This window comes from Arthrobacter sp. SLBN-112 (assembly GCF_030944625.1).
In the GTDB taxonomy this organism is placed as follows: Bacteria; Actinomycetota; Actinomycetes; order Actinomycetales; family Micrococcaceae; genus Arthrobacter.
Window position 1 is genome coordinate 111,072 of record NZ_JAUSXY010000001.1, and the last position, 25,144, is coordinate 136,215.

Annotated in this window: 20 protein-coding genes; 10 read left to right on the forward strand and 10 right to left on the reverse strand. The window is 67.0% G+C overall.

The genetic code is table 11. The features are described 5' to 3' along the window. Genes QF050_RS00480 through QF050_RS00500 form a run of 5 tightly spaced genes read right to left on the reverse strand, consistent with a single transcriptional unit; the run spans nt 1 to nt 5,307 of the window. On the reverse strand, nt 1–1,164 hold the full coding sequence (locus tag QF050_RS00480; protein WP_308928654.1) for a Gfo/Idh/MocA family oxidoreductase: 1,164 nt from the start codon (nt 1,162–1,164) through the stop codon (nt 1–3). Continuing rightward, the gene (locus tag QF050_RS00485) at nt 1,161–2,009 is read right to left on the reverse strand and encodes a sugar phosphate isomerase/epimerase family protein (RefSeq protein WP_308928655.1); all 849 of its coding nucleotides are present in this window, start codon (nt 2,007–2,009) and stop codon (nt 1,161–1,163) included. The genes QF050_RS00480 and QF050_RS00485 overlap by 4 nt, the downstream gene beginning before the upstream one ends. 2 nt (nt 2,010–2,011) lie before the next feature. After that, entirely contained in the window at nt 2,012–2,935 is a 924-nt protein-coding gene (locus tag QF050_RS00490) for a carbohydrate ABC transporter permease (RefSeq protein WP_308928656.1), read from the reverse strand. Next, the gene (locus QF050_RS00495; protein WP_308928657.1) at nt 2,932–3,942 is read right to left on the reverse strand and encodes a sugar ABC transporter permease; all 1,011 of its coding nucleotides are present in this window, start codon (nt 3,940–3,942) and stop codon (nt 2,932–2,934) included. The genes QF050_RS00490 and QF050_RS00495 overlap by 4 nt, the downstream gene beginning before the upstream one ends. A gap of 6 nt (nt 3,943–3,948) precedes the next feature. After that, entirely contained in the window at nt 3,949–5,307 is a 1,359-nt protein-coding gene (locus QF050_RS00500; protein WP_308928658.1) for an extracellular solute-binding protein, read from the reverse strand. 215 nt (nt 5,308–5,522) lie between these two features. Between QF050_RS00500 and QF050_RS00505 the strand changes: the two genes are divergently transcribed. The 5 genes from QF050_RS00505 (at nt 5,523) to QF050_RS00525 (ending at nt 12,835) form a co-directional block, all read left to right on the forward strand. Beyond that, nucleotides 5,523–6,575, forward strand: coding sequence for a LacI family DNA-binding transcriptional regulator (locus tag QF050_RS00505; RefSeq protein WP_308928659.1), 1,053 nt, complete (start codon nt 5,523–5,525; stop codon nt 6,573–6,575). Nucleotides 6,576–6,946: 371 nt separating this feature from the next. Continuing rightward, a complete protein-coding gene (locus QF050_RS00510; protein ID WP_308928660.1) occupies nt 6,947–8,542 on the forward strand; it encodes a helix-turn-helix domain-containing protein in 1,596 nt (531 codons plus the stop codon). Beyond that, nucleotides 8,539–9,489, forward strand: a complete 951-nt coding sequence (locus tag QF050_RS00515; RefSeq protein WP_308928661.1) for a glutaminase — start codon at nt 8,539–8,541, stop codon at nt 9,487–9,489. Before QF050_RS00510 ends, QF050_RS00515 begins: the two co-directional genes overlap by 4 nt. A 45-nt stretch (nt 9,490–9,534) precedes the next feature. Then, on the forward strand, nt 9,535–11,052 hold the full coding sequence (locus tag QF050_RS00520) for an amino acid permease (protein WP_308928662.1): 1,518 nt from the start codon (nt 9,535–9,537) through the stop codon (nt 11,050–11,052). 43 nt (nt 11,053–11,095) lie between these two features. Then, nucleotides 11,096–12,835 (forward strand): thiamine pyrophosphate-dependent enzyme, encoded by a 1,740-nt coding sequence (locus QF050_RS00525; protein WP_308928663.1) that lies wholly within the window; start codon nt 11,096–11,098, stop codon nt 12,833–12,835. Nucleotides 12,836–12,935: 100 nt separating this feature from the next. Here QF050_RS00525 and QF050_RS00530 read toward each other — a convergent pair whose 3' ends face one another. Then, nucleotides 12,936–13,715: an SDR family NAD(P)-dependent oxidoreductase gene (locus QF050_RS00530; RefSeq protein WP_308928664.1), complete on the reverse strand. Its 780-nt coding sequence runs from the start codon at nt 13,713–13,715 to the stop codon at nt 12,936–12,938. 93 nt (nt 13,716–13,808) lie between these two features. Beyond that, the gene (locus QF050_RS00535; protein ID WP_308928665.1) at nt 13,809–14,156 is read right to left on the reverse strand and encodes a hypothetical protein; all 348 of its coding nucleotides are present in this window, start codon (nt 14,154–14,156) and stop codon (nt 13,809–13,811) included. A gap of 232 nt (nt 14,157–14,388) precedes the next feature. Here QF050_RS00535 and QF050_RS00540 point away from each other — a divergent pair, with 232 nt between their 5' ends. From QF050_RS00540 to QF050_RS00555, 4 genes are all read left to right on the forward strand, one after another. Beyond that, nucleotides 14,389–14,598, forward strand: a complete 210-nt coding sequence (locus QF050_RS00540) for a hypothetical protein (RefSeq protein ID WP_308932062.1) — start codon at nt 14,389–14,391, stop codon at nt 14,596–14,598. Nucleotides 14,599–14,799: 201 nt separating this feature from the next. Continuing rightward, the gene (locus QF050_RS00545; protein WP_308928666.1) at nt 14,800–15,456 is read left to right on the forward strand and encodes a DUF4232 domain-containing protein; all 657 of its coding nucleotides are present in this window, start codon (nt 14,800–14,802) and stop codon (nt 15,454–15,456) included. A 100-nt stretch (nt 15,457–15,556) separates the two neighbouring features. After that, nucleotides 15,557–20,629, forward strand: a complete 5,073-nt coding sequence (locus QF050_RS00550; RefSeq protein ID WP_308928667.1) for a DNA glycosylase AlkZ-like family protein — start codon at nt 15,557–15,559, stop codon at nt 20,627–20,629. Then, nucleotides 20,622–21,452 (forward strand): DNA-formamidopyrimidine glycosylase family protein, encoded by an 831-nt coding sequence (locus QF050_RS00555; RefSeq protein ID WP_308928668.1) that lies wholly within the window; start codon nt 20,622–20,624, stop codon nt 21,450–21,452. The genes QF050_RS00550 and QF050_RS00555 overlap by 8 nt, the downstream gene beginning before the upstream one ends. Before the next feature lie 40 nt (nt 21,453–21,492). On the opposite strand, the gene QF050_RS00560 is transcribed toward QF050_RS00555, so the two are convergent. Beyond that, nucleotides 21,493–22,113 carry a hypothetical protein gene (locus tag QF050_RS00560; RefSeq protein ID WP_308928669.1) on the reverse strand — a complete coding sequence of 207 codons (621 nt, stop codon included), beginning with the start codon at nt 22,111–22,113 and terminating at the stop codon, nt 21,493–21,495. A 61-nt stretch (nt 22,114–22,174) separates the two neighbouring features. Here QF050_RS00560 and QF050_RS00565 point away from each other — a divergent pair, with 61 nt between their 5' ends. Continuing rightward, nucleotides 22,175–23,653, forward strand: coding sequence for a PLP-dependent aminotransferase family protein (locus QF050_RS00565; protein ID WP_308928670.1), 1,479 nt, complete (start codon nt 22,175–22,177; stop codon nt 23,651–23,653). A gap of 100 nt (nt 23,654–23,753) precedes the next feature. On the opposite strand, the gene QF050_RS00570 is transcribed toward QF050_RS00565, so the two are convergent. Together QF050_RS00570 and QF050_RS00575 are read right to left on the reverse strand one after the other, a co-directional pair. After that, nucleotides 23,754–24,446: an SRPBCC domain-containing protein gene (locus QF050_RS00570; RefSeq protein WP_308928671.1), complete on the reverse strand. Its 693-nt coding sequence runs from the start codon at nt 24,444–24,446 to the stop codon at nt 23,754–23,756. Beyond that, complete coding sequence (locus QF050_RS00575) at nt 24,443–25,066, reverse strand: helix-turn-helix domain-containing protein (protein WP_308928672.1); 624 nt, start codon at nt 25,064–25,066, stop codon at nt 24,443–24,445. The genes QF050_RS00570 and QF050_RS00575 overlap by 4 nt, the downstream gene beginning before the upstream one ends. Nucleotides 25,067–25,144 lie beyond the last annotated feature (78 nt).

A 25,144-nucleotide genomic window follows, 5' to 3' on the forward strand; every position in this document is an offset into this window, starting at 1 on the left:
TCAGGCGCTTTCTGCCGCTGTGCTGCCGGTGTGGACTTCGAGGTCGTTGTACTTGCCTGCCAGGACATCCTCGAAGAGGACGGGCTGGCCGAGGGTGGCCGAGACGTACACCGAACGCACCGCGGCAAGGGCATTGACGGCGTCGCTGACGGTGACTCCAGGCTGCTTTCCACCGGCGATGGCGGCCAGGATGTCCCGGTACTGCCGGACGTGGCCGGCCGGGTACACGGTGGGATCGGCTGCTTTGTAGTCTTCCTCGGGGTATTTGGCCAGTTCCTCGTCCGCCTGGTTGCCGCCGCCCTGCAGGCCCATGTCCGCCGAGGCGCCGCCGGTGTCCCTGCTGTGGAAGTACTGCAGGCGGTCGTTGTCCACCACGGCCGAGCCCTCGGAGCCCATCAGCTGCACGCGCACGGTCAGCCCGGGGTAGGCGGCAGTGGTGGCGTGCAGGACGGCCAGGCCGCCGTTCTCGAAGGTCACGGTGGCTACCGCCGTGTCCTCCACTTCGATGCGTTCGTGGGCGAGGCGGGCGGTGTGCGCAAAAATTTCCACCGGCCGGCCCATGAACCACAGGAGGAGGTCCACGGTGTGCACGCCCTGGTTCATGAGGGCGCCGCCGCCGTCCATCGCCCACGTGCCGCGCCAGTCACCGGAGTCGTAGTAGCCCTGGCTGCGCCACCATGCCACCGAGGCGATGGCGGAGGTCAGCTTGCCGAAGCGGCCGTCGGCGATGGCGCGGGACACGGCGACGCTGGACTGGTCGAACCGGTGCTGGCTGATGACCGAGGCAACGATGCCCTTGCCCGCTGCTTCCTTCGCGGCGGCTTCGATTTCCTGGGCCCGGCTGAGGTCCACGTCAAGGGGCTTCTCGATGACCACATGCTTGCCCGCCGCGAGCACCTCCAGGCTCTGCTGGATGTGCAGGCCGCTGGGGGTTGCCAGGGCAACCAGATGGATGTCTTCGGCGGCGAAAGCTTCCGCCTGGGTGGTGTACAGCGCCGGGCGCCCACCGCCCTGCTGTTCGATGAAGTCGGCGAGCGCTTCGGCCGCGGCCGGGATGGCATCGATGAGGGCCACGATGCGGACTTCCGGGAATTCACGGAGGGCTACGGCGTGGGTGCGGCCGATGACACCGCACCCGGTGATGGCTGCGTTCAAAGTGCTCATGCGGTCTGGACTCCTGCTTCTGCAGTAACTTTTGCGAACGCGCGTGCCGCGATGCCGAAGGCCGTGGGGCCGGAGAATCCGCCCAAGCCGTGGGCGCCGGCAAGGTGCGGCTCAAGGGAGGCGAAACCTTCGTAGCCGTCGGCCTTGAGCGCCTCCACGGTCTTGAGTACGTCCCCGTCGCCTTCGCCGGCGGGCACCACGTGGCCGTTGGCGAAGAGGGCATCCTTGACCTGGAGGTATTCCAGGTGCGGGCGCAGCTTGGCATACCCCTCATCGAAGGGCTTGACGCCGACCTGGACGAAGTTCGCAGCGTCCCAGGCCACTTTCAGGGCCGGCGAGTCCACAGTCTCGATGATGTCCAGGACCCGGTCCGGGACGTCCCCGAAGATGTCCTTCTCGTTTTCGTGCAGGAGGATCACCCCGGCTTCCTCGGCCACGTCGGCAAGGGCACGCATGCGCTCGATGACCTCATCCCGGATGCTTTCCACCTGGACTGACTCGCCGTAGTAGAAGGAGAAGATGCGGATGTATTTGGCGTCCAGGACCTTGGCGGCATTGGCTGCCCGGCGCAGCCGTTCCACCTCATGCTCCACCGGGAGGCTGACGTCCACCTTCCCGATGGGCGAGGCAATGGCCGAGACCTTCATGCCTTTATCTGCCAGCAGGGCGGCAAGTGCCTGGAGCTGTTCGTCGCTGAGGTCCACGATGTTGGTTCCCCATGCGCTGCGAACCTCGATGTGGTTGGCGCCGAGGGCCTGCAGCACGGCTATCTGGACTGCAGGGTCGTCGTCAATTTCGTCGCCGAAGCCTGACAGCTGCCACGTGACCTGGGTGGTCGAAACCATGGTTATTTAACTCCTCCGGCGGTCAGCCCGCCTACTAGGTATCGCTGGAAAATCAGGTAAAGGATGACCACCGGTGCTGCGCACACCAAGGCTGCGGCCATCATCTGGCCGTAGTAAGGGATGGCGCCGCCTTCCTGCGAGGCACCAAAAATTTGCAGGGCGACGGCGGCGGTCTGGCTTTCAGGGCGCGTCATCACCGAGGCGAACAGGACGTCGTTCCAGCCGAGCAGGAAGGCGAAGATGCCGGAGACGACGATGCCGGGCCAGCTCAGGGGCAGGACGATGCGGAACAGGACACCGAGGTTGGACGCGCCGTCGATTTTGGCAGCTTCTTCCAGTTCCTTGGGAAGCCCGCGGAGGTAGGTGACCATCACCCAGGTGGAGAATGGCATGGCGAAGGTCAGGTACGTCACGAACAGGCCCCACTGGGTCCCGATCACCTGGATGCCGAGGTAGGTGGCCGCCGAGGAAAAGAGCACGAAGACCGGCAGCACCATCAGGGTTCCCGGGACGGACTGCAGTGCCAGGAGGCCGCGCAGGATGCTGAGCCTTCCCCGGAAGCTGTACCGGACCAGGACGAATGCGGTGGAAATGGACAAGGCCGCGGAAACTACGGCCGTTGATCCGGCCACCAGGACGCTGTTGGTCAGGCCGGTGGCCAGGCCCACGCTGGTCCAGATCTTCGAGTAGTTCTCCAACGTGACCGATGACGGCCAGAACTCGCCTTTGGCGACTCCGATGTCCGAGTTCACTGACGCCAGGAAGATGTACAGCACCGGAATCAGGACCAAGGAACCCAGGAAGACAAGGATGATGACCAGCAGGGGGCCCGGGAGGAGCCTCAGCACCTCGTGCTGGCGGTGCGAACCCGGACGGTCGACGTCGGCGGTTGGCGCGCTCCGACGACCGGTGATCGTGGCGCTCATTTCTTCGCTCCTGGGGTGTCGGCGTCGTCAAGCTTCACGGCGCGGAGGTAAACGAACAGCGGAATGGCGATGAGCACCAGGGAGATGAAGGCCATCGCGGCGCTCAGGCCAAAGCGGAAGCTCTGGAAGCTGGTGACGTAGGTCAGGATGGGGAGGACTTCCACGTCCGTGGGCGCCGGGACGCCGAACAACACGAACGGGAGGGTGAAGTTGTTGATGTGGTGCAGCATCCCGATCAGGAAAGCGAGGGCCAGCGGACCCTTCAAGTAGGGGAAGATCACGTACCGGAGCTTGTTCCACCAGAGCGCCCCGTCGAGGGCGGAGGCCTCGTGCACCTCGTGGTCCACGGACTGCAGGCCGGACAACGCGAGCAGGTAGATGAACGGCCAGGAGGCCCAGATCTGGACCAGGACCAGTGTCCAGAACGTTTGCGGCCCGTTGAGCCAGAGCCCCACGTGGATTCCCACGGTGGCCAGCGCCTCGTCCACGATGCCGCCCGGCTGGAGCATGGTACGCCAGACGGTTGCCACCACGAAGGATGGCAGGACATACGGGATGAGGAAGACCGAGCGGATCAGGGCGCGGCCCTTGAAGGCGTTCTGGGTTGCCACTGCAGCGGCAATGCCAAGCGGCAGGGTCACCACCATGGCAAGCAGCGAGTAGCTGACGCTGAGCCAGACGGCGTGCAGGAGGGGAGAGTTCGTGGCGGCTTCAACGAAGTTTTCCACTCCGATGATCGGTGCACTGATCCATTTCCGGAGGGTGTATTGGTCCAGGTTGAGGACGGACATATAGATGCCCAGCAACAGCGGCACCACGATGATGATGATCATCAGGACCCCGCCGGGGATCAGCATCCAGAGCGGGCGGTTCCGCTCGCTCAGGCCCTTGCGCCTTGGTCCGCCCTTGGGCGCGGGCTGCTGCCCGGTTCCGTCAGCGGTCCGGGGCGCCCGGCCTGCGGCGGAATCCACCGCAGGCCGTACTTCATGAGAGGCGTCGGTTGACATTGGAACTTATCCTTTGGAGGCCCGGTCCAGGGAGGCCTGGCCCTTGGTTTGGGCGTCTTTGATCCGTGAATCCAGGGCGGATTCGTCCACCTTGCCGGCGGCCAGGTCCGGAATCGACTGGACGGTGACGTTAAGCAGGCCCAGTTGGATGTCGCCCCAGGCGCCGGTGAACGGCGTGGCCTTGGACTTGGCTGCGGCATCGGCCACTGGCTTGAGCTTGGCGTCTGTCAGGGCGGCGAGGGCTTCGGCGTTTGCAGGCAGGTCACCGAAGGTCTTCTGGTAGTTCAACTGCTCATCCTTGGAGGTAATCAACTTGATATAGGCGAAGGCAAGGTCCTTCTGCTTGGAGTAATCAGCAACCACCAGGTTGTCGCCGGAGAGGATGCTGGCGGCGTCGCCGTCCGACTTGGACTGGGTCTCACCCGGAGCGATCGTGGGCATCAGGGCGTACTCGTACTTGCCGGCAACCGCTGACTTGTCCAGGGTGGGAATGGAGCTGGACGTGGTCATCATCAGGTAGCCGGCCTTGCCGCTGGCGAAGGCGGCCACGGCGTTGCTGTTGCTCCAGCCCACCGAGGCGGGGTCGACCACTTTGTCATTGGTCAGCCAGCCGAAATACGTTTCGTACGCCTTCTTGACCGTGGGGTCATCCATCTTCAGCTTGTTGCCGTCAACCAGCGGGTTTCCGGCCTGGACGGACATGGCCCAAATGAACTTCCAAGGATCGAAGTTGTCCTTGTAGCCCGTCGCGATGCCATAGGTGTCACCCTTTGTCATCTTCTTGGCCTGGGCGGCAAGCTCATCCCAGCTGGTTGCGGGCTTATCGATGCCCGCCGCTGCCAGCAGGTCCTTGTTGTAGGCCATGACGAACGGGCGGCTGACGAAGGGGATGCCGGCCATGTGGTCCTTGTCCGGCCCGGAGATACCGAGAGCGGCCTGGTTGAAGCGGTCCTTGCCGCCAACCTTCTTCCAGTCGTCGTCGGAGAGGGTCACGAAGGCCTTGGTGGCGTAGGCCGTGGGGGTGAACGTGGTGCCGAGACCGTAGATGTCCGGTCCCTGCCCGGATACCACGGACGTCTGGATCCTGGTGAGTTCATCATTGGCCGATGCGAAGGTTTCAAACTTCACGTCCGCGCCGGTTTCCGCCTTGAACTTGGCGGCGATATCGCTCTGCCACTGCTTCTGCTGCTCCGGGTACTGGCTAAGGACGCCGACCAGGACATCAAGAGTCTTGCCCGTCCCGTCCACTTTGCCGTCCGAGCTGGTGGAGCCGCCGCCGTTTCCGGAGCTCGATCCACAGCCGGTCAAGGCGAGCGCTGCAGCCGTGATTATCGCCGCAAGTCCAGTAGTCGATTTAAACCTCATTGTTTTTCTCCTCTAGGACACCCGCATGGCCACATCCGTCTTGTGGCGGAAATCACTGCAGGCGACTCGAGAGTCAGTCTAGGAAATTGGAAAGCTTGCGGCAAGCGGTTGCCAAAAGTTGCCACAAGTGGTCTGCTTGGATCATCCAAAGTCGGGGAAACGCAGGGGGTTACCGCCGGCGGATTCTTCAAGCCAGCGATGAAAGGTCGGCAACTATGGCTAATCCATCGGTGGAGGCTGCTCGACAGGGCGCCGGAGACGCGAACACCCGGCGGGACCGGCCCCCCACCATCCGGGATGTGGCGGAGCTCGCCGGCGTGGCCACGTCCACGGTCTCCCGGGCCCTCTCGCGGCCCGACCGGGTGAATCCGCGGACGCGGGTCCGGATTGAAGAGGCGGCAGCGGAACTCAACTACGTACCGAGCTCACAGGCGCGCGGCCTTAGCTCGGGGCGGACCAACGCAGTGGCCGTCCTGGTGCCCGACATCACCAACCCGTTCTACTTCGACATCATCCGGGGTACCCAGCACCAGCTCAAGGCCGCCGGCGTGACCCAGCTCCTGGTGGACACCGAGGAGTCCAACGAGATGGAGCTGGATGCGCTGCACAAGATGCGCAAGTCTGCCGATGGCTTCATCCTTGCCGCCTCACGCCTGACGGATGCCCAGCTGGCAGAGGTCTCGCAGTCGCAGCCCCTGGTGACTTTCAACCGCGCCTCCACCAGCGCCCCGACAGTCATGATCGATACGCCTTCGGCCATCATCCAGGCGCTGGAGCACCTGGCATCGTTGGGACACCACAAGGTCTGCTATGTCGCCGGACCACCCACGTCATGGTCAAACCAGATGCGGTGGAAAGTCTTCGAAGAGGACGCCACGAAGCGCGGGATGGAAGTCCACCGGATTGGCCCCTACGTACCGAAGACGACGTCCGGGGCGGCCGCAGCGGACGCCGCAGTCCGCACCGGGGCCACTGCCTGCATCGTCTTCAACGACCTGCTGGCCATCGGCATGCTCCAGCGCCTGCAGGCCCGCGGTATCCGGGTACCCGCGGACATGAGCATCATCGGCTCGGACGACATTTTCGGCGCAGACTTCTGCAATCCGCCGCTGACCACCATCTCCAGCCCCATCGAGCAGGCGGGCAGGGTGGCGGTGTCCATGCTCCTGGCCCAGCTCAATCCGCTCCCGGGAAGCGCCACCCGGAAGCTCGCCGTCATGCCAACCCACCTGACGGTACGGGAATCGACGGGACCGGCGCCCGCCTGACGGGCCCTGTAAACGACAGCGGGTTCCACCTGCTTTGCGACGAGGGATAGGCGCGGCGATCCTACATTCTCGACACTCATTTTCATCCTCGCGGCGCATACCCCGGGACGCACCCCGTATATGGGGGGCGCCAGGGTAGATGCGCCTCGAAATGTAAGAAGTAAGTCGAAGGCGGGCGTACGACGGCGGGTCGGTCACCCCGGTGCCCGCGGCACCGGGGTGGATCTGACGCCCGGGCACACCGCCTCGGACGGGAAACCAAAAATCGGCCGTTGGTCTTGGAACAGATTCCATAATGCCGCCCCCTGCCGCTCGATAGCATGAGGTGACCGGACGGAGCCGTCCGGCGGGATCAATGCAAAGGGACAACCATGGCCGCGGTTACGGTGGATGACATCCTCTCGGATCTTCCGCTTGGCTTCGCCAGCCTCATCCTCCGGCCCGGCCCTTCGGCGCCGGCCATCGAACGGTTCCTGATTGTCGACGCCGATGATGAATCAGTCGAGGCCGCCAAAGCCTTTGTCCTGCTCATCGGGGTCCGCGGCAGGTCTGCGCTGCCTGCCCTCCGGCGCCTGCTGAAGGACCCGCCCCCGGTAGTCGCAATGAAGGGCCAGCGGGACGACCTGGCAGAAGCGGAAGAGCTCCTGCGGGCAGCCGGATCGGGGCTCCTGCTGGTGGACCCGGCAGCAGACTGGGACCGACTGCTGTCCATCGCCAAGGACCGGATCCAGCCGCGCAGCTACCAGAGCGAAGTGCTGACGCTGCTCGAGGAAGACCTGTTCGCGATTGCCCAGACCACGGCGCGGCTCACGTCCAGCCACGTGCTCATTGAGGATGCGGCCAACAAAGTCCTGGCCTATTCCACGGTCACCAATGACATCGATGAGCTCCGGAAAGCGTCCATCCTGGCCCGCCGCGGCCCCCGGAAGTACGAACTGCTGCTCAAGGACCTGGGTGCCTACCGGGAACTCCACCGCACCCGTCAACCGGTCCGCGTCCCCGCGAGGCCCCAGGACGGGCTGCGGGAACGGGTGGCCATCGCGCTCTTTGCCGGCGACCGGATCATGGGTTACATCTGGCTCCAGGAGACCGGTGGAGGCTTCGGCCCGGATGTTGAATATGTCCTGACGGGATCCGCGGCACGCGTCTCGGCAGAACTGATCCGCTACCGCAACCAGCAGTCCGTACACATGCGGGAGGACCGGATTGCGCGGATCCTGTCGGGTCCGGCAGAAGCCGCCGCCGGCGCGCACAGCGGAAAAATCCCCTCTGAAGCTCCCGCCGCGCTCATCCTGATGGGCATGTCCGACGCCGACTCGCGTGCCGACGACGCCGCGCTCAAGCACGGGGAACTTGCCAACCTCGCGTCCATCCACGCGGCCGCCTACAAGGCCTCCGCCGTCGTCGGCCAGTTCAACGGCGACACGGCCATCATCGTCCCGGACCTGCAGTCAAGCACCGCGGAAGCGGGGCTGCGGTCCCTTGCCGAGGCAATCGTCCGGGACGCCCGCAAACACCTCGGCATCATCCCCTTCGCCGCCGTCGGCCCCCTGGTGCCGGACCTGCTGTCCCTCCATACGGTGACCCGTGTGACGGAGGCGCTGCTGGCCTGCGTGGGCACTGCGGAACCCGGCACGGTTGCCGGGGTGGCCGATTTCGAAGCGGAAATCCTGTACCGCGAGGCGGTGCGGAACTTTCATACCTCGCCCTTCCGGCACCGCAGCCTGGCAGCGCTCCTCCAGGATGACGCAGAACTTGCCGAAACCCTCCGCGTGTATTTCGATGCGTCCTTCGACGTCGCCGAGTGCGCCCGGCAGATGAACCTGCACAAGAACACCGTGTATTACCGGGTGGCCAAGGCCACCCGGGTGACGGGCCTCAACTTCGGCAGTCCCCGGGACTCACTCGTGGCTCTGCTCCATCTTCAGGAGTGGGCCGCTTCAAACAACAATTCAGGCAGGAAATGACCACGACGCTCAGCGCACCGCCCCTGGACATCCTCCTCGAGGAGATCGTCCGGCAGCACCGGCCGCGGACGGAAACGGGTGCAGTACCCGGCAACATCCCCTTCCTGGCCACAGTCCCCTTCAACCGTTTCGGGATCGCCGTCGCCACCACCTCCGGTGAAGTCTTCAGTTCCGGCGATGCCGACGTTCCCTTCTCCATCCAGAGCATCTCCAAGGTATTCACCCTGGCCATGGCACTGCAGGGAAGCCGCTCCGCCCGGCTGTGGTCGCGGGTACTGCGCGAACCCTCCGGAACGGCGTTCAACTCGCTGGTCCAGCTCGAAGCCGAGCACGGCATCCCCCGCAACCCCTTCATCAACGCCGGCGCCCTGGTGGTCACGGACCACCTGATGGAAGAGACGCCCGACGCCGCCACACAGCTCCTGCGGTTCCTCACCGAACAAGCGGGTACACGGGGAGGCGCGGGCAGCCAGAGCCCGTTCATCGACGAAGCCGCCGCTGCCGGCGAATTGGCCGGCAGCAGCCGCAACCTGGCCCTCGCGCACTTCCTGAAGGACTTCGGCAACCTCACGCAGCCTGCGGAATCCGTGGTGGAAAACTATGTCCGCCAATGCTCCATCATGATGACCTGCAAGGAGCTGGCCAGGGCCGGGCTGTTCCTTGCCAATGACGGCCTGGGGAGATCGGGCAGGGTGTTGTCCCGCAGCGAGGCCAAGCGGATCGGTTCCATCATGCTGACCTGCGGCATGTATGACGCCGCCGGCGAATTCGCGTACCGGGTGGGCCTGCCCGGCAAGAGCGGTGTGGGCGGCGGCATCCTGGTCATCGTCCCGGGCCAGTGCGCCATCTGTGTGTGGAGCCCGCGCCTTGATCCAAAAGGCAATTCCCTCGCCGGCACGGCAGCTCTGGCCGACCTCTCCGACCGCACCGGCTGGTCAGTTTTCTAATTTTCCCCATCCAGCAAGATCTTTCCCGGATCGAAAGGAATACCCATGCCCAACAACCCCAATGACGAGGTTGAGTTCGACCACTTGATTGATGGTGGTCACGCGCATGCGTCTGAGACCTCCCTGCACGCGGAGGACAAGGGCTACCACAAGAACCTCAAGCCGCGGCAGATCCAGATGATCGCGATCGGCGGTGCGATCGGTACCGGCCTGTTCCTCGGCGCCGGCGGCCGCCTCAACGCCGCGGGCCCGTCCCTGGTGATCGCGTACGCCGTGTGCGGGTTCTTCGCGTTCCTGATCCTGCGCGCCCTGGGCGAACTGGTCCTGCACCGGCCCTCCTCAGGCTCCTTCGTCTCCTACGCCCGCGAATTCTTCGGCGAAAAAGCCGCGTTCGTCTCCGGCTGGTTCTACTGGATCAACTGGGCCACCACCACCATCGTGGACATCACCGCCGCCGCCCTCTACATGCACTTCTTCGGCAACTACATCCCCTGGATGGCCGACGTCCCGCAGTGGGCCTGGGCACTGACCGCCCTGATCGTCGTCCTCGCCCTGAACCTGGTCTCCGTGAAAGTCTTCGGCGAAATGGAATTCTGGTTCGCCCTGATCAAGGTCGCCGCCCTCGTCGCGTTCCTGATCATCGGCACCTACTTCGTCATCTTCGGCACCCCCGTCTCCGGCCAACAAGTCGGCATCAGCCTCCTGTCCGACAACGGCGGGATCTTCCCCAACGGCCTGCTGCCCATGATCATCCTCATGCAAGGCGTCCTGTTCGCCTACGCCTCCATCGAACTCGTCGGCACCGCCGCCGGCGAAACCGAAAACCCCCAAAAAATCATGCCCAAAGCCATCAACTCCGTGGTCTTCCGCATCGCCGTGTTCTACGTCGGCTCCGTGATCCTCCTCGCCCTGCTGCTGCCCTTCACCTCCTACCAAAAAGGCGTCAGCCCCTTCGTGACGTTCTTCGGCTCCATCGGCGTCCAGGGCGTGGACGTCATCATGAACCTCGTCGTCCTCACCGCAGCCCTGTCCTCCCTGAACGCCGGGCTCTACTCCACCGGCCGGATCCTGCGCTCGATGTCCGTGAACGGCTCCGCCCCCAAATTCGCCTCCCGCATGAACAAAGCAGGCGTCCCCTACGGCGGCATCGCCATCACCGCCACCGTCTCCCTCCTCGGCGTCCCGCTGAACTACCTCGTCCCCGCCGACGCCTTCGAAATCGTCCTGAACATCGCCTCCGTCGGCATCATCATGACCTGGGCCACCATCGTCCTGTGCCAGATCCAACTCAAACGCTGGGCCGACAAAGGCTGGGTCGAACGCCCCTCCTTCCGCATGTTCGGCGCCCCCTACACCGGCTACCTCTCACTCCTCTTCCTCATCGGCGTCCTCATCATGGTCTTCATCGACTCACCCCTGACCATGCTCGTCACCGCCATCGCCTCCATCCTCATGGTCGCCGGCTGGTACGCCTGCCGCACCCGCATCCGCCACATCGCCGAAACCCGCGACGGCTACACCGGCACCTCCCCCGTCATCGCCAACCGGACACCCATCACGTAACACGGACCCCGTTCCCTCCCACCCTTCGAGCCAAAGAAAGAACATGACTCCAGAGCCGCAGCCCACCGTGACCGCATCCCGTCCCCAGCCCGCCGCCGTCGTCGATGACCGGAAGAACCTCCACCCAAACGCGCCGGACCATGCGCAGCCAACCCTGAAGTCCGCCGGGCACGTCATTATCGATTCCCTGGTGGCCCATGGCGTGGAGCGCACCTACGTTGTTCCCGGCGAGAGCTTCCTTGATGTGCTGGATGGCCTGCATGGGTCCGCCATCGAAACCATCGTCTGCCGCCATGAGGGCGGGGCCGCCTATATGGCCGAGGCCGATGGCAAGATGAACCAGCGTCCCGGGGTGGCGATGGTGACCCGTGGACCCGGCGCCGCGAACGCCCACGTGGGACTGCATACCGCCTGGCAGGACTCCACCCCCATGCTGCTCTTCGTGGGCCTCATTCCGTTCGCCCACCGGGACCGGGAGGCGTTCCAGGAATTCGACATCAAGTCCTGGTTCGATACCGGCGCCAAACGGGTCATGGTCCTTGACCACCCGGAGCGGGCGTCCGAGATCGTGGCGGAAGCCATGTTTGCGGCCATGAGCGGCCGGCCCGGGCCCGTGGTGGTGGGCCTGCCTGAGGACATCATCCGGCAGCAGGTCAGCCCCGCGCTGCACCCTGCGATTCCCGTTGCCGCCGGCGGCATGGCCAGCACGGATGCGGCAGCGCTGGAAGCGGCGCTTGCTAAATCGAGCAAGCCCCTCTTCGTCACCGGCGGCAACGACTGGACGCAGGAGGCCGCGGACCAGCTCACCGAGTGGCTGGAAAGGCACCACATCCCGGCGGCGGCGGAGTGGCGGACGCAGGGTACGGTGCCCTTCGACTCGCCCTCCTACGTGGGACCCATCGGCTATGGCCGTCCACGTCCCACCTATGACCTGCTGGAGGAAACCGACCTGCTGGTCTTCGTGGGCACGGTGCCGGGGGACGTCATTACGGACGGTTTCGTGTGCCGGCAGGACTGGACCAAGGAGAACTTCCTGGTCACGGTGGACCCGTCGCTGCGCGGACGGTCCGGCCCGGTGTCGCGGCAGATCCTGGCCAAGCCGGAAGCGTTCGTGCGCGGCCTTGCCGGCATCACCCTGCCGGTGAAGGACGAGTGGCGGGACTGGACGGCCCGGATGCGGGCGGAACAGGAGCGCTTCGCCGCGCTGCCTCCCGCTGCGCCGGGGGCAGGGCAGGCCAGGATGGACACCCTGATGGCAAACCTGGTGCCCCGGCTTCCCGAGGACGCCGTGGTGACGTTCGGCGCCGGCGAACACACCAACTGGGCGCACCGGTACTTCCCCACCCGCCGCTATGCCTCCATGCTCAGTGCCCGCAACGGCTCCATGGGGTACTCCATTCCGTCCGCCATTGCCGCATCGCTCGCCGACCCGCACCGGCGCGTCGTGACCATCGCGGGGGACGGCGAATTCCTCATGAACGGCCAGGAATTGGCTACCGCCGCCCAATACGGCGCCGCGCCCCTGGTGGTGGTCATGGACAACCAGGAGTACGGCACCATCCGCACGCACCAGGAGCGGCACTATCCGCAGCGGGTCTCCGGCACCCAACTCAAGAACCCGGACTTCGGGTTGATGGCCACGGCGTTCGGTGGCTTCGGCATCACTGTCACGGACGACCGCGACGTGCCGGCCGCCCTGGATTCCGCACTGGCGGCCATTGACCGGGACCGCACATTCGCGCTGATCCACCTGGTGGTGGACCAGCGCGTCAAGGCGTACTAGGCAGCCTTGCGGGGGCTGCCCTGGGTGAGCGGACGACGACGGGACTCACCCGGCGTCGTCCGCTTGGCCTTAAGGTGCCTGCCGGCAGCGCCGGTGCCGGCTACAGTGCCGACCAGCCGCCGTCGGACGCGAGGACGGCGCCGTTCACATTGGTGCCGTCGTCACTGAGCAGGAAGGTGATGGACGCGGCGAGCTGGGCAGCGGTGGCGGGCGTCGGGATGTTCGCCTGCATCAGCGGACCCAGCCGCCCTGCCGCCAGCTCCGAGCCCCAGTTCGCCTCGATATTGGTGATGGTGGCACCCGGCGCCACGGTGTTGAAGCGCAGTCCCGAGGGGCCGTACATGACGGCGGAGTTCTTGGTGAGTCCCACCACGGCGTGCTTGGAGGCCGTGTAGGCCGCGCCCGCGGCGGAGCCCCGCAAGCCGGCCTCCGAGGACACGTTCACCACGGATCCGGTGCCTGCCTCCAGCATCAGCGGCACCACGGCACGGGTGAGGCGCATCAGCGCAGTGACATTGACCCGGAAGACCCGCTCCCAGACCTCGTCGTCCATCTCGTGGATGGGAGCGAAGTTGTCCATGATGCCGGCAACGTTGGCCAGCGCATCCACCCTGCCGCCGGCGGCCGCCACCACCGCCGCCACAGCGTCTTCGGTGGAGATATCACCGGCAACGGCAACCAGGTCCAGGCCCGGATTCCCGGCCACGAGGTCATCCAGCCGTTCCTTGCTGATGTCCGCCGCGATCACCCGGCCGCCTTCCTTGGCGACGCGCAGTGCGGTTGCCAACCCGATGCCCGAGCCTGCGCCGGTGACAATGACGGTCCTCCCTGCGAACCTGCCCGCGGTTGTGGTTTCCTGCCATGCAGCTTCGTTGCCCATGATGTTCCTTCCAACAGAGATGTGGAGCACTGCCTTCCCAAGCACTGATGGCCGGCATCGAAAACGATGCCGGCCATCAGCCAGGTTTCCGGGCTACAGCCGGTCGGTCCGGTCCTCGCCGCCCTTGTGGCCGGTCCCGCGAAGGTTCTCCTGGACCTTGCCGAACAAATCCTTGATGGTGGATTCCGCGTTGGAGATGACGTCCACGGGAACGTAGACCTCATGGGTCACCGGCAGATCGTACTCATCCTTCAAATGCGTGCCGTTTCCCACCCCGGTCAGGGAGATGTAAACCATGGCTTCCGTCCGCGCGATTCCTGCGAGCTTGCCGAAGACCACCGTGAAGTCGTTCGGCTGGAAGCTGATTGTCTGCCCGATGTGGCTGCGGCCCAGTTCACCGGCGGTGACTGCCTTTTCCGACTGGCTTCCGGTGTAGTCCATGAACTTCTCCTTCGATCGCCGACGCTTACGCAGGCAGTCTAACCCCGGCCTTGGCCATGGCACACGGCCCCGCTGGATGGCCGCACAAGGCCGCTGGAGGCATGCACAAAGAAGTGCCGGCGTGCGTGGTCACTCCTCCATTGAGCCGGACGGCAACGCCCCTGTTTGATGGCTTCATGGGGCGGCAGTTGCCGCCGCAGCCAAGCCGTGCAAAGGAATGCCCGTGACTTCAATGACGAGCCGCGTAAAAAGCCCTGTCCGCTGGGACCCGGTAGAGATCGGCGACCCGGTGGAACTCAGAGGGAACGGCCGGGCGGCCTTCAGCGGCGTGGTGGATGAGAAGACTGACGACGGCGACATCGTGTGGGTGACCGCGCCCGCGGGCGGCCGCCGGCTGTTCCACATCGCAGACGGCTTAGACCTGGCAGGGGTGCCGGCATGACAGAGTGCCCCGAGGACTGCCCCTACTGCACCGGGCCGGAAACGGACTGACAGTTGCCGGTTCCCGGCCGGGGTGCGCTGCCGCCGCATGGCATCCCGCGGGAGCCCTTCAGTGCCCGGATCATCACGATCCGGGCATCAAATTGCCGCCAAGGCATGTGGCATCGTTGACGCGGGCAACCGGTACGGCGAAGGTGGTGCCATGAGGTCTCAGATAATTTCCCAGGCGTTTGCCATGACGACGGCGGCCGCAGCGGCAGCGCTGTTGCTCACCGCGTGCGGTCCAAGCCAGCCGCAGTCCCAGACGACGACGGCGCCCGGCACCGGGCAGGCCAGCCAGTTACCCACATCGTCGGCATCCACCGCTCCGCCGGCGTCCTCCGCACCTGCCACGACGCCGCCGGAATCCCCCGCCCCCGGCACCACCGCCGCGGGCGCGCCTGCCCTGTGCAAGGCGGCCGGACTCACGGCGGCCACCGACGCCACCGGCGGCGGCGCGGCGGGCAGTGTCTACATGAAGCTCAACCTCACCAACAAGGGCACCGAACCCTGCGTACTCAAGGGTTTCGCCGGCGTCTCCCTGGTGGCGGACGCTGCCGGGGCCCCGATCGGGGCCCCGGCCACACGGGATGATTCCGCACCAGTGGTTGATGTACTGCTGGCTCCCGGCCAGACCGGCACCGCTGTGCTGCGCTACACCCAGGCGGCCAACTACATGGACTGCTCGCAGGTGGATGCCGCCGGGTACCGGGTCTACCCGCCCGAAGACACTGACTCCCTGTTCCTCCCGCAGCCCACCAAGGCCTGCAGCAACGAGCAGATCACCCTGCTCTCCATTGGGGCGTTCCAGCCGGCCTGACCGGGCGCAACCTCCCGAAGAGCTGACAGCGGCCCGGCGACCACGCCGGGCCGCTGCGTCCCCGAAAGCCGGTGTCGGTGCCTTGGGGCATGATGGAGGCATGAACCAGGAACAGCGCCCTGCCGGCAGCGCTTCGGGCGCCGCTGCGCCCATGGGCCAGTTCAGCCGCGCCACCCGGGACTGGTTCCTGGGCGCCTTTTCTGAACCGACACCCGCGCAGGCCGGGGCCTGGACTGCCATCTCGTCAGGTTCGCACGCACTGGTGGTGGCGCCAACCGGCTCCGGCAAGACCCTCGCCGCCTTCCTGTGGGCCCTGGACCGCCTCCTCAGCACGGCACCGGCGCCCCCTGACCCCGCCGCGGAAGCGCCGGCCAAAGGGAAGCGGTCCCGCGAACCCAAACGCAAAACCCGCGTCCTCTACATTTCGCCCCTCAAGGCATTGGGCGTTGACGTGGAACGCAACCTCCGCTCGCCGCTGATCGGCATCACGCAAACAGCCAAGCGGCTGGGGCTTCCCGCACCGCTGATCACCGTGGGGGTCCGGTCCGGGGACACCCCGGCCGCGGACCGCCGGTCCCTGCTGAGCAACCCGCCGGACATCCTCATCACCACCCCCGAATCGCTGTTCCTCATGCTTACCTCCAGGGCCCGCGAAACCCTCACCGAGGTGGACACCATCATCATCGACGAAGTCCACGCCGTCGCCGGAACCAAGCGCGGCGCCCACCTTGCGGTGTCCTTGGAGCGGCTGGACGCGCTGCTGCCCAAACCTGCGCAGCGCATCGGGCTTTCCGCCACCGTGGAGCCGCGGGAACTCGTGGCCCAGTTCCTGGCCGGTTCGGCCCCCGTGGAGATCGTCGCGCCACCGGCCAGCAAGAACTGGGACCTGACGGTGTCGGTGCCGGTGGAGGACATGTCGGACCTGCAGGGCGCTGCGGGGGCGTTCGACTCCGGCCCCGCTTCCGGGCTGCAGCCACAGGCATCCATTTGGCCGCATGTCGAGGAAAAGATCGTTGACCTGGTGCTGGCCAACCAGTCCACCATCGTGTTCGCGAATTCCCGGCGGCTCGCCGAACGCCTCACCGCCCGGCTCAACGAAATCTACGCCGAACGCCAGTTGGTGGCCGTGGGCGGCGGCTGGGACGACGCCGCTCCGGAAGGGCTCGACGCCGGGCCGGGCACCCCGTGGGGACCGTCGTCGGGCATTCCCGCTTCAACGGCCACGCCCGCGCACATGATGGCGCAGGCGGGCAGCTCCGCCGGGGCTGATCCGGTACTGGCGCGCGCCCACCACGGTTCTGTTTCCAAGGACCAGCGGGCGCTGATCGAGGACGACCTCAAATCCGGGCGCCTGCGGTGCGTGGTGGCCACGTCCTCGCTGGAGCTTGGCATCGACATGGGTGCCGTGGACCTGGTGGTGCAGGTCGAGTCGCCACCGTCGGTGGCAAGCGGCCTGCAGCGGGTGGGCCGCGCCGGCCACCAGGTGGGCGAGGTCTCCCAGGGCGTCCTGTTCCCCAAGCACCGGGCGGACCTGGTCCATACCGCCATCACCGTGGAGCGGATGCTGGACGGCAAGATCGAGCGCCTTGCCATCCCGGCCAACCCGCTGGACATCCTGGCCCAGCAGACCGTGGCGGCAACGGCCCTGGGCAGCATCGATGTGGAGGAATGGTTCAGCACCGTGCGCCGCTCCGCTCCGTTCGCGTCCCTCCCCCGGTCCGCGTTCGAGGCCACCCTCGACCTGCTGGCGGGACGGTACCCGTCCGACGAATTCGCCGAGCTCCGCCCGAGGATCATCTGGGACCGGAACGCAGGCACCATCGAGGGCCGTCCCGGCGCGCAGCGGCTGGCCGTCACGTCCGGTGGAACCATCCCGGACCGCGGCCTGTTCGGCGTCTACATCATCGGCACCGAGGCGGAAGGTTCGGCGTCCCCGGCCGAGGACGGCAAACCTGCACGCGTCCCCAAGGGCGGCCGGCGCGTGGGCGAGCTGGACGAGGAAATGGTCTACGAGTCCCGGGTGGGGGACGTCTTTGCCCTGGGTGCCACGAGCTGGAAGATCGAGGACATCACGCACGACCGCGTCCTGGTCTCCCCCGCGTTCGGGCAGCCGGGCAAGCTGCCGTTCTGGAAGGGCGACTCCCTGGGACGCCCCGTGGACCTGGGCCGCGCCCTGGGCGCGTTCGTCCGCGAACTCTCTGCGTCCGATCCCGGCCCGGCCACCGAGCGCTGCAAAGCCAGCGGCCTGGACGACTACGCTGCCAACAACCTCATCCAGTACCTCAGCGAACAGAAGCAGGCCACCGAGGTGGTTCCCAGCGACACCACGCTGGTGGTGGAGCGGTTCCACGACGAACTGGGCGACTGGCGCGTGATCCTGCACAGCCCGTTCGGCATGCCCGTCCATGCGCCGTGGGCCCTCGCTGTCGGGCAGCGGCTGCACCAGCGGTACGGGCTGGACGGCTCCGCCATGGCGGCCGACGACGGCATCGTCCTGCGGGTGCCCATGATGGAGGACGAGCCGCCGGGCGCCGAACTCTTCCTTTTCGACCCCGAGGAGCTGGAGCAGATCGTCACCGCTGAGGTGGGCGGCAGCGCGCTCTTCGCCTCCCGCTTCCGCGAGTGCGCGGCCCGCGCGCTCCTGCTGCCCCGGCAGACCCCCGGCAAGCGGCAGCCGCTCTGGCAGCAGCGCCAGCGGTCGGCACAGCTGCTGGACGTGGCCAGGAAGTACCCCACGTTCCCCATCGTGCTCGAAACGGTGCGCGAGTGCTTGCAGGACGTCTACGATCTGCCGGCGTTGAAGGACATCGCCGCCTCCGTGGAGCGGCGCGAACTGCGGATTGTGGAGACCACCACCCAACAACCCTCGCCGTTCGCCAAGTCCCTGCTCTTCGGCTATGTTGCCCAGTTCCTCTACGAGGGCGATTCCCCGCTCGCGGAACGCCGCGCCGCCGCCCTGGCCCTGGACTCCACGCTCCTCAACGAACTGCTGGGCCGGGTGGAACTGCGCGAACTGCTGGACGCCAAGGTCATCGAGGCCACCGAACGCGAGCTGCAGCGGCTCACCGCCGACCGGCGTGCGCGGGGCATGGAGGGAGTGGCCGATCTCCTGCGCCTGCTGGGCCCGCTCGCGCCGGAAGAGGCAGCCGCGCGGTTGCAGGGCACCGCCCCGGCAGTTGAGCCGGTCGAAACCGCCCCGGCGGCTGAACTCGCCGAAATCACCCCGGTGGTTGAGCCTGTCGAAACCGGGCAGCCCGACATCCCCGCCACCGTTGTCGAAGCGGCCGCCCACCTTGCCGCCCTGCAGCGGGCCAATCGCGCCATCAAGGTCAACATCGGAGGATCTGAGCGGTTCGCGGCCGTCGAGGATGCCGCGCGGCTCCGGGATGCCATCGGCGTGCCGCTGCCCATGGGCGTCCCGTTGGCCTTCATCGAGCCGGTTGCCGATCCGCTGGGCGATCTCGTCTCCCGGTACGCCCGGACGCATGGTCCGTTCACCGCAGCCGAGGCTGCCAGCCGGCTGGGCCTGGGCGTGGCCGTGGTGGGCACGGCACTGAAACGCCTGGCAGCGGACGGACGCGTTGTGGAGGGCGAGTTCCGGCCCCACGTCACGCCTCCGGACGCCCCTCCGCAGGAGCCGGCCGGGCAGGAAACCGAGCCGGCGGACCACAGGCAGCCGGCGGATGACCTTGCACCACACGCCGCCTCCGCACCTGACGTTCAGCACGCCATCGCCAGCGAATGGTGCGATGCCGAGGTGCTGCGCAAGCTCCGCCGCCGTTCCCTGGCCGCGCTGCGCGCCGAAGTGGAGCCGGTGGACGCCGCAGCCTATGGGCGCTTCCTGCCTGCATGGCAGCACGTCAGGACCCCGGGCGGCGGGCGCGGCCAGCCCTCGCTGCGGGGCCTGGACGGGATCATCACCGCCATCGACCAGCTCTCCGGGGTCCCCGTTCCCGCGTCGGCCTGGGAGCCACTGGTCCTGGCGAGCCGGGTATCGAACTACCAGCCCGCCATGCTGGACGAACTCATGGCAGCAGGTGAAGTCCTCTGGTCGGGCGCCGGATCATTGCCTGGCAACGACGGCTGGATCAGCCTCCACCTGGCTGATTCCGCGGAACTGACGCTCAATCCTGCCCCCGACTTTGAACCCGGGGACGCAGGCCGGCGCCTCCTGGACCATTTGCGGAACAACGGTGGCGGGTACTTCTTCCGGCAGTTGACCGAAGTGGCCGGCGGCATGGACGCCGTCCTCAGCGACCAGGAGGTGGTCACCGCGCTGTGGGAGCTCGCATGGGCCGGCAGGATTACCGGCGACACGTTCGCACCGGTCCGGTCCCTGATCGCCGGGGGGCACACAGCGCACCGGCAGGTGGCTCGTGCACCGCGTGCGCGGGCACCCCGGCTGAGCCGGCTGGGCCGCTCCCACGGTACGGGCCTGATGGGTTCTCCAGGGCTGGCCGGCGGACGGTACGGAACACAGGGCGCCGCCACCCCGCCTACGGCTGTCGGCCGCTGGTCCGCCCTTCCCGAGCCCGAACTCGATGCCACCATCCACGCCCGCGCCACCGCCGAGCTCCTGCTGGACCGCTATGGCGTGGTCACCAGGGGCTCGGTCATGGCCGAACAAATCCTGGGCGGCTTCGGGCTCATGTACAAGGTGCTGGCCCGGCTGGAGGAGGCCGGCCGGTGCCGCCGCGGCTACTTCATCGAGCACCTCGGCGCCGCCCAGTTCGCCGTTCCCGCCACCGTGGACCGACTGCGTTCCTACTCGGAGGACACGCAACTGGCCAAGGCGGAGCCGGTAGCGCTGGCCCTCGCAGCCACCGATCCTGCCAATCCCTTCGGCGCAGCCCTCCCATGGCCTGCACTGCGGGACGACGCCGGCACCGGGCACCGTCCCGGCCGGAAGGCGGGTGCGCTGGTAGTGCTGGTGGACGGTGCGTTGGTGCTGTACGTGGAACGCGGCGGGAAGACCTTGCTGGTGTTCAGCGATGACGACGCCGTCCTGGCGGCCGCCGGGGCCGCCCTTGTAGGGGTAGTCACCCGGGGAGCCGTTGACAAACTGATTATGGAGAAGGTGAACGGGCAGGGAATCCTGGATACCCCCGTTGCCGCCGCTCTCAGCGCCGCCGGCGCCTACTCCACGCCGAAGGGATTGAGGATCCGTGCCTGAGGGTGATTCCGTCTGGCGGGCCGCCCGTCAGCTGCACCAGGCCCTCGCAGGGCAGACGTTGCTTGCCTCTGACTTCCGGGTGCCGCGGTTTGCCACGTTGAACCTCGCCGGGTGGACGGTCAAGGAGGTGGTCCCCCGCGGCAAGCACCTGCTGATGCGGGTGGTGGGCCCGGAGGACAAACGGCTGACCATCCACTCGCACCTGAAGATGGAAGGCGCCTGGCAGGTCTATCCGCCCGGCGGAAGGTGGCGGAAGCCCGGCTTCACTGCCCGGTGCGTGCTCCGGACCGCCGCCGCTGACGCCGTCGGCTTCTCCCTGGGCATCGTGGAAGTGGTGGCCACGGCCGACGAAGACTCCATTGTGGGATTCCTCGGTCCGGACCTCCTGGGTCCGGACTGGGACCTGGATGAAGCCGAACGCCGCGTCCGGTCCCGTCCGGAGGTGCCGATCGGCGTGGCGCTGCTGGACCAACGGAATCTCGCGGGCATCGGCAACATCTACCGCTGCGAGGCGTGCTTCCTGTCCGGCGTGCACCCCGCCACCCCGGTAGCTGAAGTTGCGGACGTGCGGACCATGATGACCGACGCCAAGCAGCTCCTGGAGGTCAACCTGGGCCCGGGGCGCCGCGTTACGGTCCTCAATGCCCGTGGCCTCCCGGTGGGCAGGATGGCCGGCAGGCCCGGCTACTGGGTTTATGGCGGGGAGCGCCGGCCATGCCTCAAATGCGGCACTCCCATCCAGCGCGGAGTCCTGGGCAAACCCAACGGGGAGGAGGAGCGGGACATCTACTTCTGCCCCAAGTGCCAGCCAGCGCCCGCCTGACACCGAAAGCCGGCCTGACAACAGCAGGGATTGCCGGCACTCAGCAGTTGGCGGGAGCCGGCTTGCTTGCCGCTTCCGGCGCCGCTGCGGGAACCATGAAGCGCGGCAGCAGCACGTGGACCAGGGGGCCGATGGCCAGGGCATAGACCACCGTGCCCACGCCCACCGAGCCGCCCAGCAGCCAGCCGACGGCCAGCACGGTCACCTCGATGAGCGTGCGGGACAGCCTGACAGACCAGCCGGTGCGGCGGGCAAGTCCCGTCATCAGCCCGTCCCGCGCGCCAGGACCGAAGCGTGCCCCGATGTAGCAGGCGGAGGCGATGCCGTTCAGCACGATGGCCCCGGCGAGGAGGCCGATCTGGCCGGCCAGGAGGGAGACCGGCGGGATCAGCGCCAGTCCGATGTCCGCAAACACTCCCACCAGCACGGCATTGCACAGCGTGCCGAAGCCGGGCCACTGGCGCAGCGGAATCCAGAGGAGCAGCACCAGGAAACTCACAATGACGACCACCACGCCGATGCTCAGCCCGGTCCGGTTGGCCACGCCCTGGTGGAACACATCCCAGGGGTCCAGGCCCAGGCCGGCGCGGATGAACATGGCCAGCGAGATGCCATACATGGTGAGGCCGGTGAAGAGCTGGAGGAGTCTGCGGGTCATCATGAAAACAACCATTCCACGCAACTGGCATTGGAATACATAGCCAGTTTGAGATACTGGCTCTATGGCTGTCCTCACCCCCCAGGCTTTGTCCCGCCTCCTTGGCCCGTGGAACAGCGGAACCGGGCCGGCCTACCGCGAGCTTGCGGATGTGGTGCGGCTCCTGATCCTGGACGGCCGGATCGCGCTGGACACCGCCCTGCCCAGCGAGCGCTCGCTCTGCTCCGCCCTGGGGGTCAGCCGGACAACCGTCACGGCGGCGTACTCCAGCCTCAGGGACCAGGGCTACCTGAGCACCGGCCAGGGCAGCCGCGGTAAAACCCGCATCCCCGAACTGACCCCCTTCGGCCCGGCACTCTTCGGTCCCCAGCCCCAGTCCACCGTCCCGCTGGCGGCACCGGGCCTGGCCGCCCCCGAAGGACTGATCGATCTTGCGTATTCCGCACTGCCTGCCAGCGGCGAAGTGGTGCACCGGGCCTTCGCTGCGGCACTGACGGAGCTCCCGGCCCTGCTCCCGGGGTTTGGCTACGACGCGTTGGGCCTGCTGCCGTTGCGCCAGGCGGTTGCAGACCGGTACACGGCTGCCGGAGTGCCTACGCAGCCGGGGCAGATCATGGTAACTTCCGGAGCCCAGCATGCCTTGACCATCATCATCCGCACCCTGGCCGACCGGCAGGACAGGATCCTGGTGGAACACCCCAGCTATCCCCACGCGTTGGATGCCATCCGTTCCGCCCGATGCCGCCCTGTCCCGGTGGCCTTCGCCGAGTCCGGCTGGGACCTGCCGGCCCTCGAATCGACCCTGGTCCAGCAGCGGCCCAAGCTTGCCTACCTGGTGCCGGACTTCCACAACCCCACCGGCATGATCATGCCCGACGAACAACGCCGCCGCCTGACCCGCGCGGCAGCCGCATCCGGAACAGTGCTGGTGGCGGATGAAACACTCCGGGACCTCAACCTCGACGGTATCGCCACCACTCCGCTGGCCGGCTTCAGCAGCACGGTGGTATCCATCGGCTCGCTGAGCAAGTCGCACTGGGGCGGCCTGCGCACCGGGTGGATCCGGGCATCGGAACCGATGATCCAGCGCTTCGCCGCAGCGCGCACCACACTGGACCTGGGCGGGCCCGTCATGGAGCAACTGGCCGCCGCCCACTTGGTGCGGGCACTCGAGGAGCCGCTGCCTGCACTCTTGCACAGGCTGCGCCGCAACCGGTCAACACTGCTCGCCCTCCTGGCGGAGCACCTGCCTGCCTGGCAGACGATGCCGCCGGCCGGCGGCCTCTCGGTCTGGTGCAAGCTTCCCGCCCCCATCAGTACGGCCCTGACGGTCCTGGCACCGGAATATGGCATCAGGCTCGCGGCCGGACCCCGGTTCGGGATCGGCGGCGCGTTCGAACGCAACCTGCGCCTGCCGTTCACCCTCGCACCGGACAAACTCGAGACGGCGGTCCTGGGACTCCGGGCCGCCCAGGACCGGCTGGACGCCGCTCCCCAGCTTCGCCGGTCACTGACCCACGCCCCCGCCGTCGCAATAGCCTGACCCGGGGCCACCGGAATCGCCGGAGGTGTGCGTAACCGCCGGAGCGGTACGGCGACGCCGCACCGTTCCGGCGATTGGGCGGCCAAACGGGAGTCCGGGGCTACGCGTACACGCGCTCCAGGAAGCCGCCCCACGCCTTGGCCGTGGTCTCGGAGTCGCCGGCGCCGCTGAAGTCGTGCACCGTCATGCCCACCGGGGCGCCGAAGGCGTTGCGGCCGAAGAAACGGTACAGGGCGTCCTGGGTACGCAGGCCCAGGAAGTGCTCATTCGAAAAGTCCACCTCGCCCGTCAGCCGCCCCACGGCGTTGAGCTCCACGTCAACCGTAGCCCCCTGCCCGGCGGATCCCAGGCCCAGCGCTTCACGCAGCCGGGCGAACCCGTCCGGGACCCGCGAGGCCGCGGGGGCCTGGATGTCGGTGAACACCACAGGACGGCCGTCGAAGTACTGCAGGTATTGGCCCAGCGTGTGCAGGTAGAACCCGGTATGCCGGCTGGCGCCGTCGTACTGCTCATCCCAGTTGTCGGCAAAGATGCCGCTGTGGACGTAGTGCAGGCGTGCGCGGCCACCGTCCAGCGGTTCCAACACGTATTCCAGCTGGTTGAACCAGCCGTCCGGGCCCTCCATCCTGGATACCAGGTGGCTGGGGTACTCCTCCACGGTCCTGACGGCCGGCCACTGGTCCGTGGGGAACATCCACGCCGGGGTCCCGGAGGTGACGGCTTCCCACACCCGCTCTGGCGTGCCGGGAAGCTCAGAGTCGTAAACGATTTCGAAATTGCGCTTATTGTTCATTTGTCCTGTTCCTTGCCTGGAGTGGGTTCGTTGGTTTTGGTTTCTTTAAGAGCGGGGTGCAGGGCCACCACCAGCCGGTGCCGCCGCCCCTGGGGTGATCCGGCGTCGTGGTACTTGTCCACCAGCCGGGTGACCTCCACGCCGAGCTCCTCGGCGAAGGCGGCCCGTTCGGCGGCGGTGCGGAAGGTAATCTCGCCGTCGATGGCGAACGTTGCCAGTTTCTGCCGGGCAGCGGCCGCGCCGGCTATCAGCTTTCCCACCTCCTGGACCATCCGGCCGGCGAGCGCCAGCAGCCAGAATGCGGAGAAGCGGTCTGAGAACCGACGCGGGTCCGGGGACACCGAGGCCAGCGCGGACGGCGAGATCAGGTAGGAGGCTGCAGTGGCCTGGAGGACCCGTTCAGTGACGTTGCCCTTACGGCGTTCCTCCACCAGGTCCACCAGGCCATGCCGCTCCAGCGCCTTGAGGTGGTAGTTAACCTTTTGCCTGGGCAGGCCCACGCGGGCCGCCAGCTGCGTTGCGGAGCCGGGCCGGACCAGTTCCCGCAGAATGCTGGTGCGGATAGGATCCAGTGATGCTTCGGCTGCGGCCGGGTCTTCGATGACGGCGATTTCCTCCATGCCTCCATTGTCGTTACCGACAACTTTTATTGTCAAGAACTTTTATATCGTCGGAGATTCAAGGCCGCCCCGGTCCCG

Bases quoted from the DNA above. Each gene is read 5' to 3' on its own strand.
- QF050_RS00480 (WP_308928654.1), bottom strand. From the start codon at position 1,164: ATGAGCACTTTGAACGCAGCCATCACCGGGTGCGGTGTCATCGGCCGC.
- QF050_RS00485 (WP_308928655.1), bottom strand. From the start codon at position 2,009: ATGGTTTCGACCACCCAGGTCACGTGGCAGCTGTCAGGCTTCGGCGAC.
- QF050_RS00490 (WP_308928656.1), bottom strand. From the start codon at position 2,935: ATGAGCGCCACGATCACCGGTCGTCGGAGCGCGCCAACCGCCGACGTC.
- QF050_RS00495 (WP_308928657.1), bottom strand. From the start codon at position 3,942: ATGTCAACCGACGCCTCTCATGAAGTACGGCCTGCGGTGGATTCCGCC.
- QF050_RS00500 (WP_308928658.1), bottom strand. From the start codon at position 5,307: ATGAGGTTTAAATCGACTACTGGACTTGCGGCGATAATCACGGCTGCA.
- QF050_RS00505 (WP_308928659.1), top strand. From the start codon at position 5,523: ATGGCTAATCCATCGGTGGAGGCTGCTCGACAGGGCGCCGGAGACGCG.
- QF050_RS00510 (WP_308928660.1), top strand. From the start codon at position 6,947: ATGGCCGCGGTTACGGTGGATGACATCCTCTCGGATCTTCCGCTTGGC.
- QF050_RS00515 (WP_308928661.1), top strand. From the start codon at position 8,539: ATGACCACGACGCTCAGCGCACCGCCCCTGGACATCCTCCTCGAGGAG.
- QF050_RS00520 (WP_308928662.1), top strand. From the start codon at position 9,535: ATGCCCAACAACCCCAATGACGAGGTTGAGTTCGACCACTTGATTGAT.
- QF050_RS00525 (WP_308928663.1), top strand. From the start codon at position 11,096: ATGACTCCAGAGCCGCAGCCCACCGTGACCGCATCCCGTCCCCAGCCC.
- QF050_RS00530 (WP_308928664.1), bottom strand. From the start codon at position 13,715: ATGGGCAACGAAGCTGCATGGCAGGAAACCACAACCGCGGGCAGGTTC.
- QF050_RS00535 (WP_308928665.1), bottom strand. From the start codon at position 14,156: ATGGACTACACCGGAAGCCAGTCGGAAAAGGCAGTCACCGCCGGTGAA.
- QF050_RS00540 (WP_308932062.1), top strand. From the start codon at position 14,389: ATGACGAGCCGCGTAAAAAGCCCTGTCCGCTGGGACCCGGTAGAGATC.
- QF050_RS00545 (WP_308928666.1), top strand. From the start codon at position 14,800: ATGAGGTCTCAGATAATTTCCCAGGCGTTTGCCATGACGACGGCGGCC.
- QF050_RS00550 (WP_308928667.1), top strand. From the start codon at position 15,557: ATGAACCAGGAACAGCGCCCTGCCGGCAGCGCTTCGGGCGCCGCTGCG.
- QF050_RS00560 (WP_308928669.1), bottom strand. From the start codon at position 22,113: ATGATGACCCGCAGACTCCTCCAGCTCTTCACCGGCCTCACCATGTAT.
- QF050_RS00565 (WP_308928670.1), top strand. From the start codon at position 22,175: ATGGCTGTCCTCACCCCCCAGGCTTTGTCCCGCCTCCTTGGCCCGTGG.
- QF050_RS00570 (WP_308928671.1), bottom strand. From the start codon at position 24,446: ATGAACAATAAGCGCAATTTCGAAATCGTTTACGACTCTGAGCTTCCC.
- QF050_RS00575 (WP_308928672.1), bottom strand. From the start codon at position 25,066: ATGGAGGAAATCGCCGTCATCGAAGACCCGGCCGCAGCCGAAGCATCA.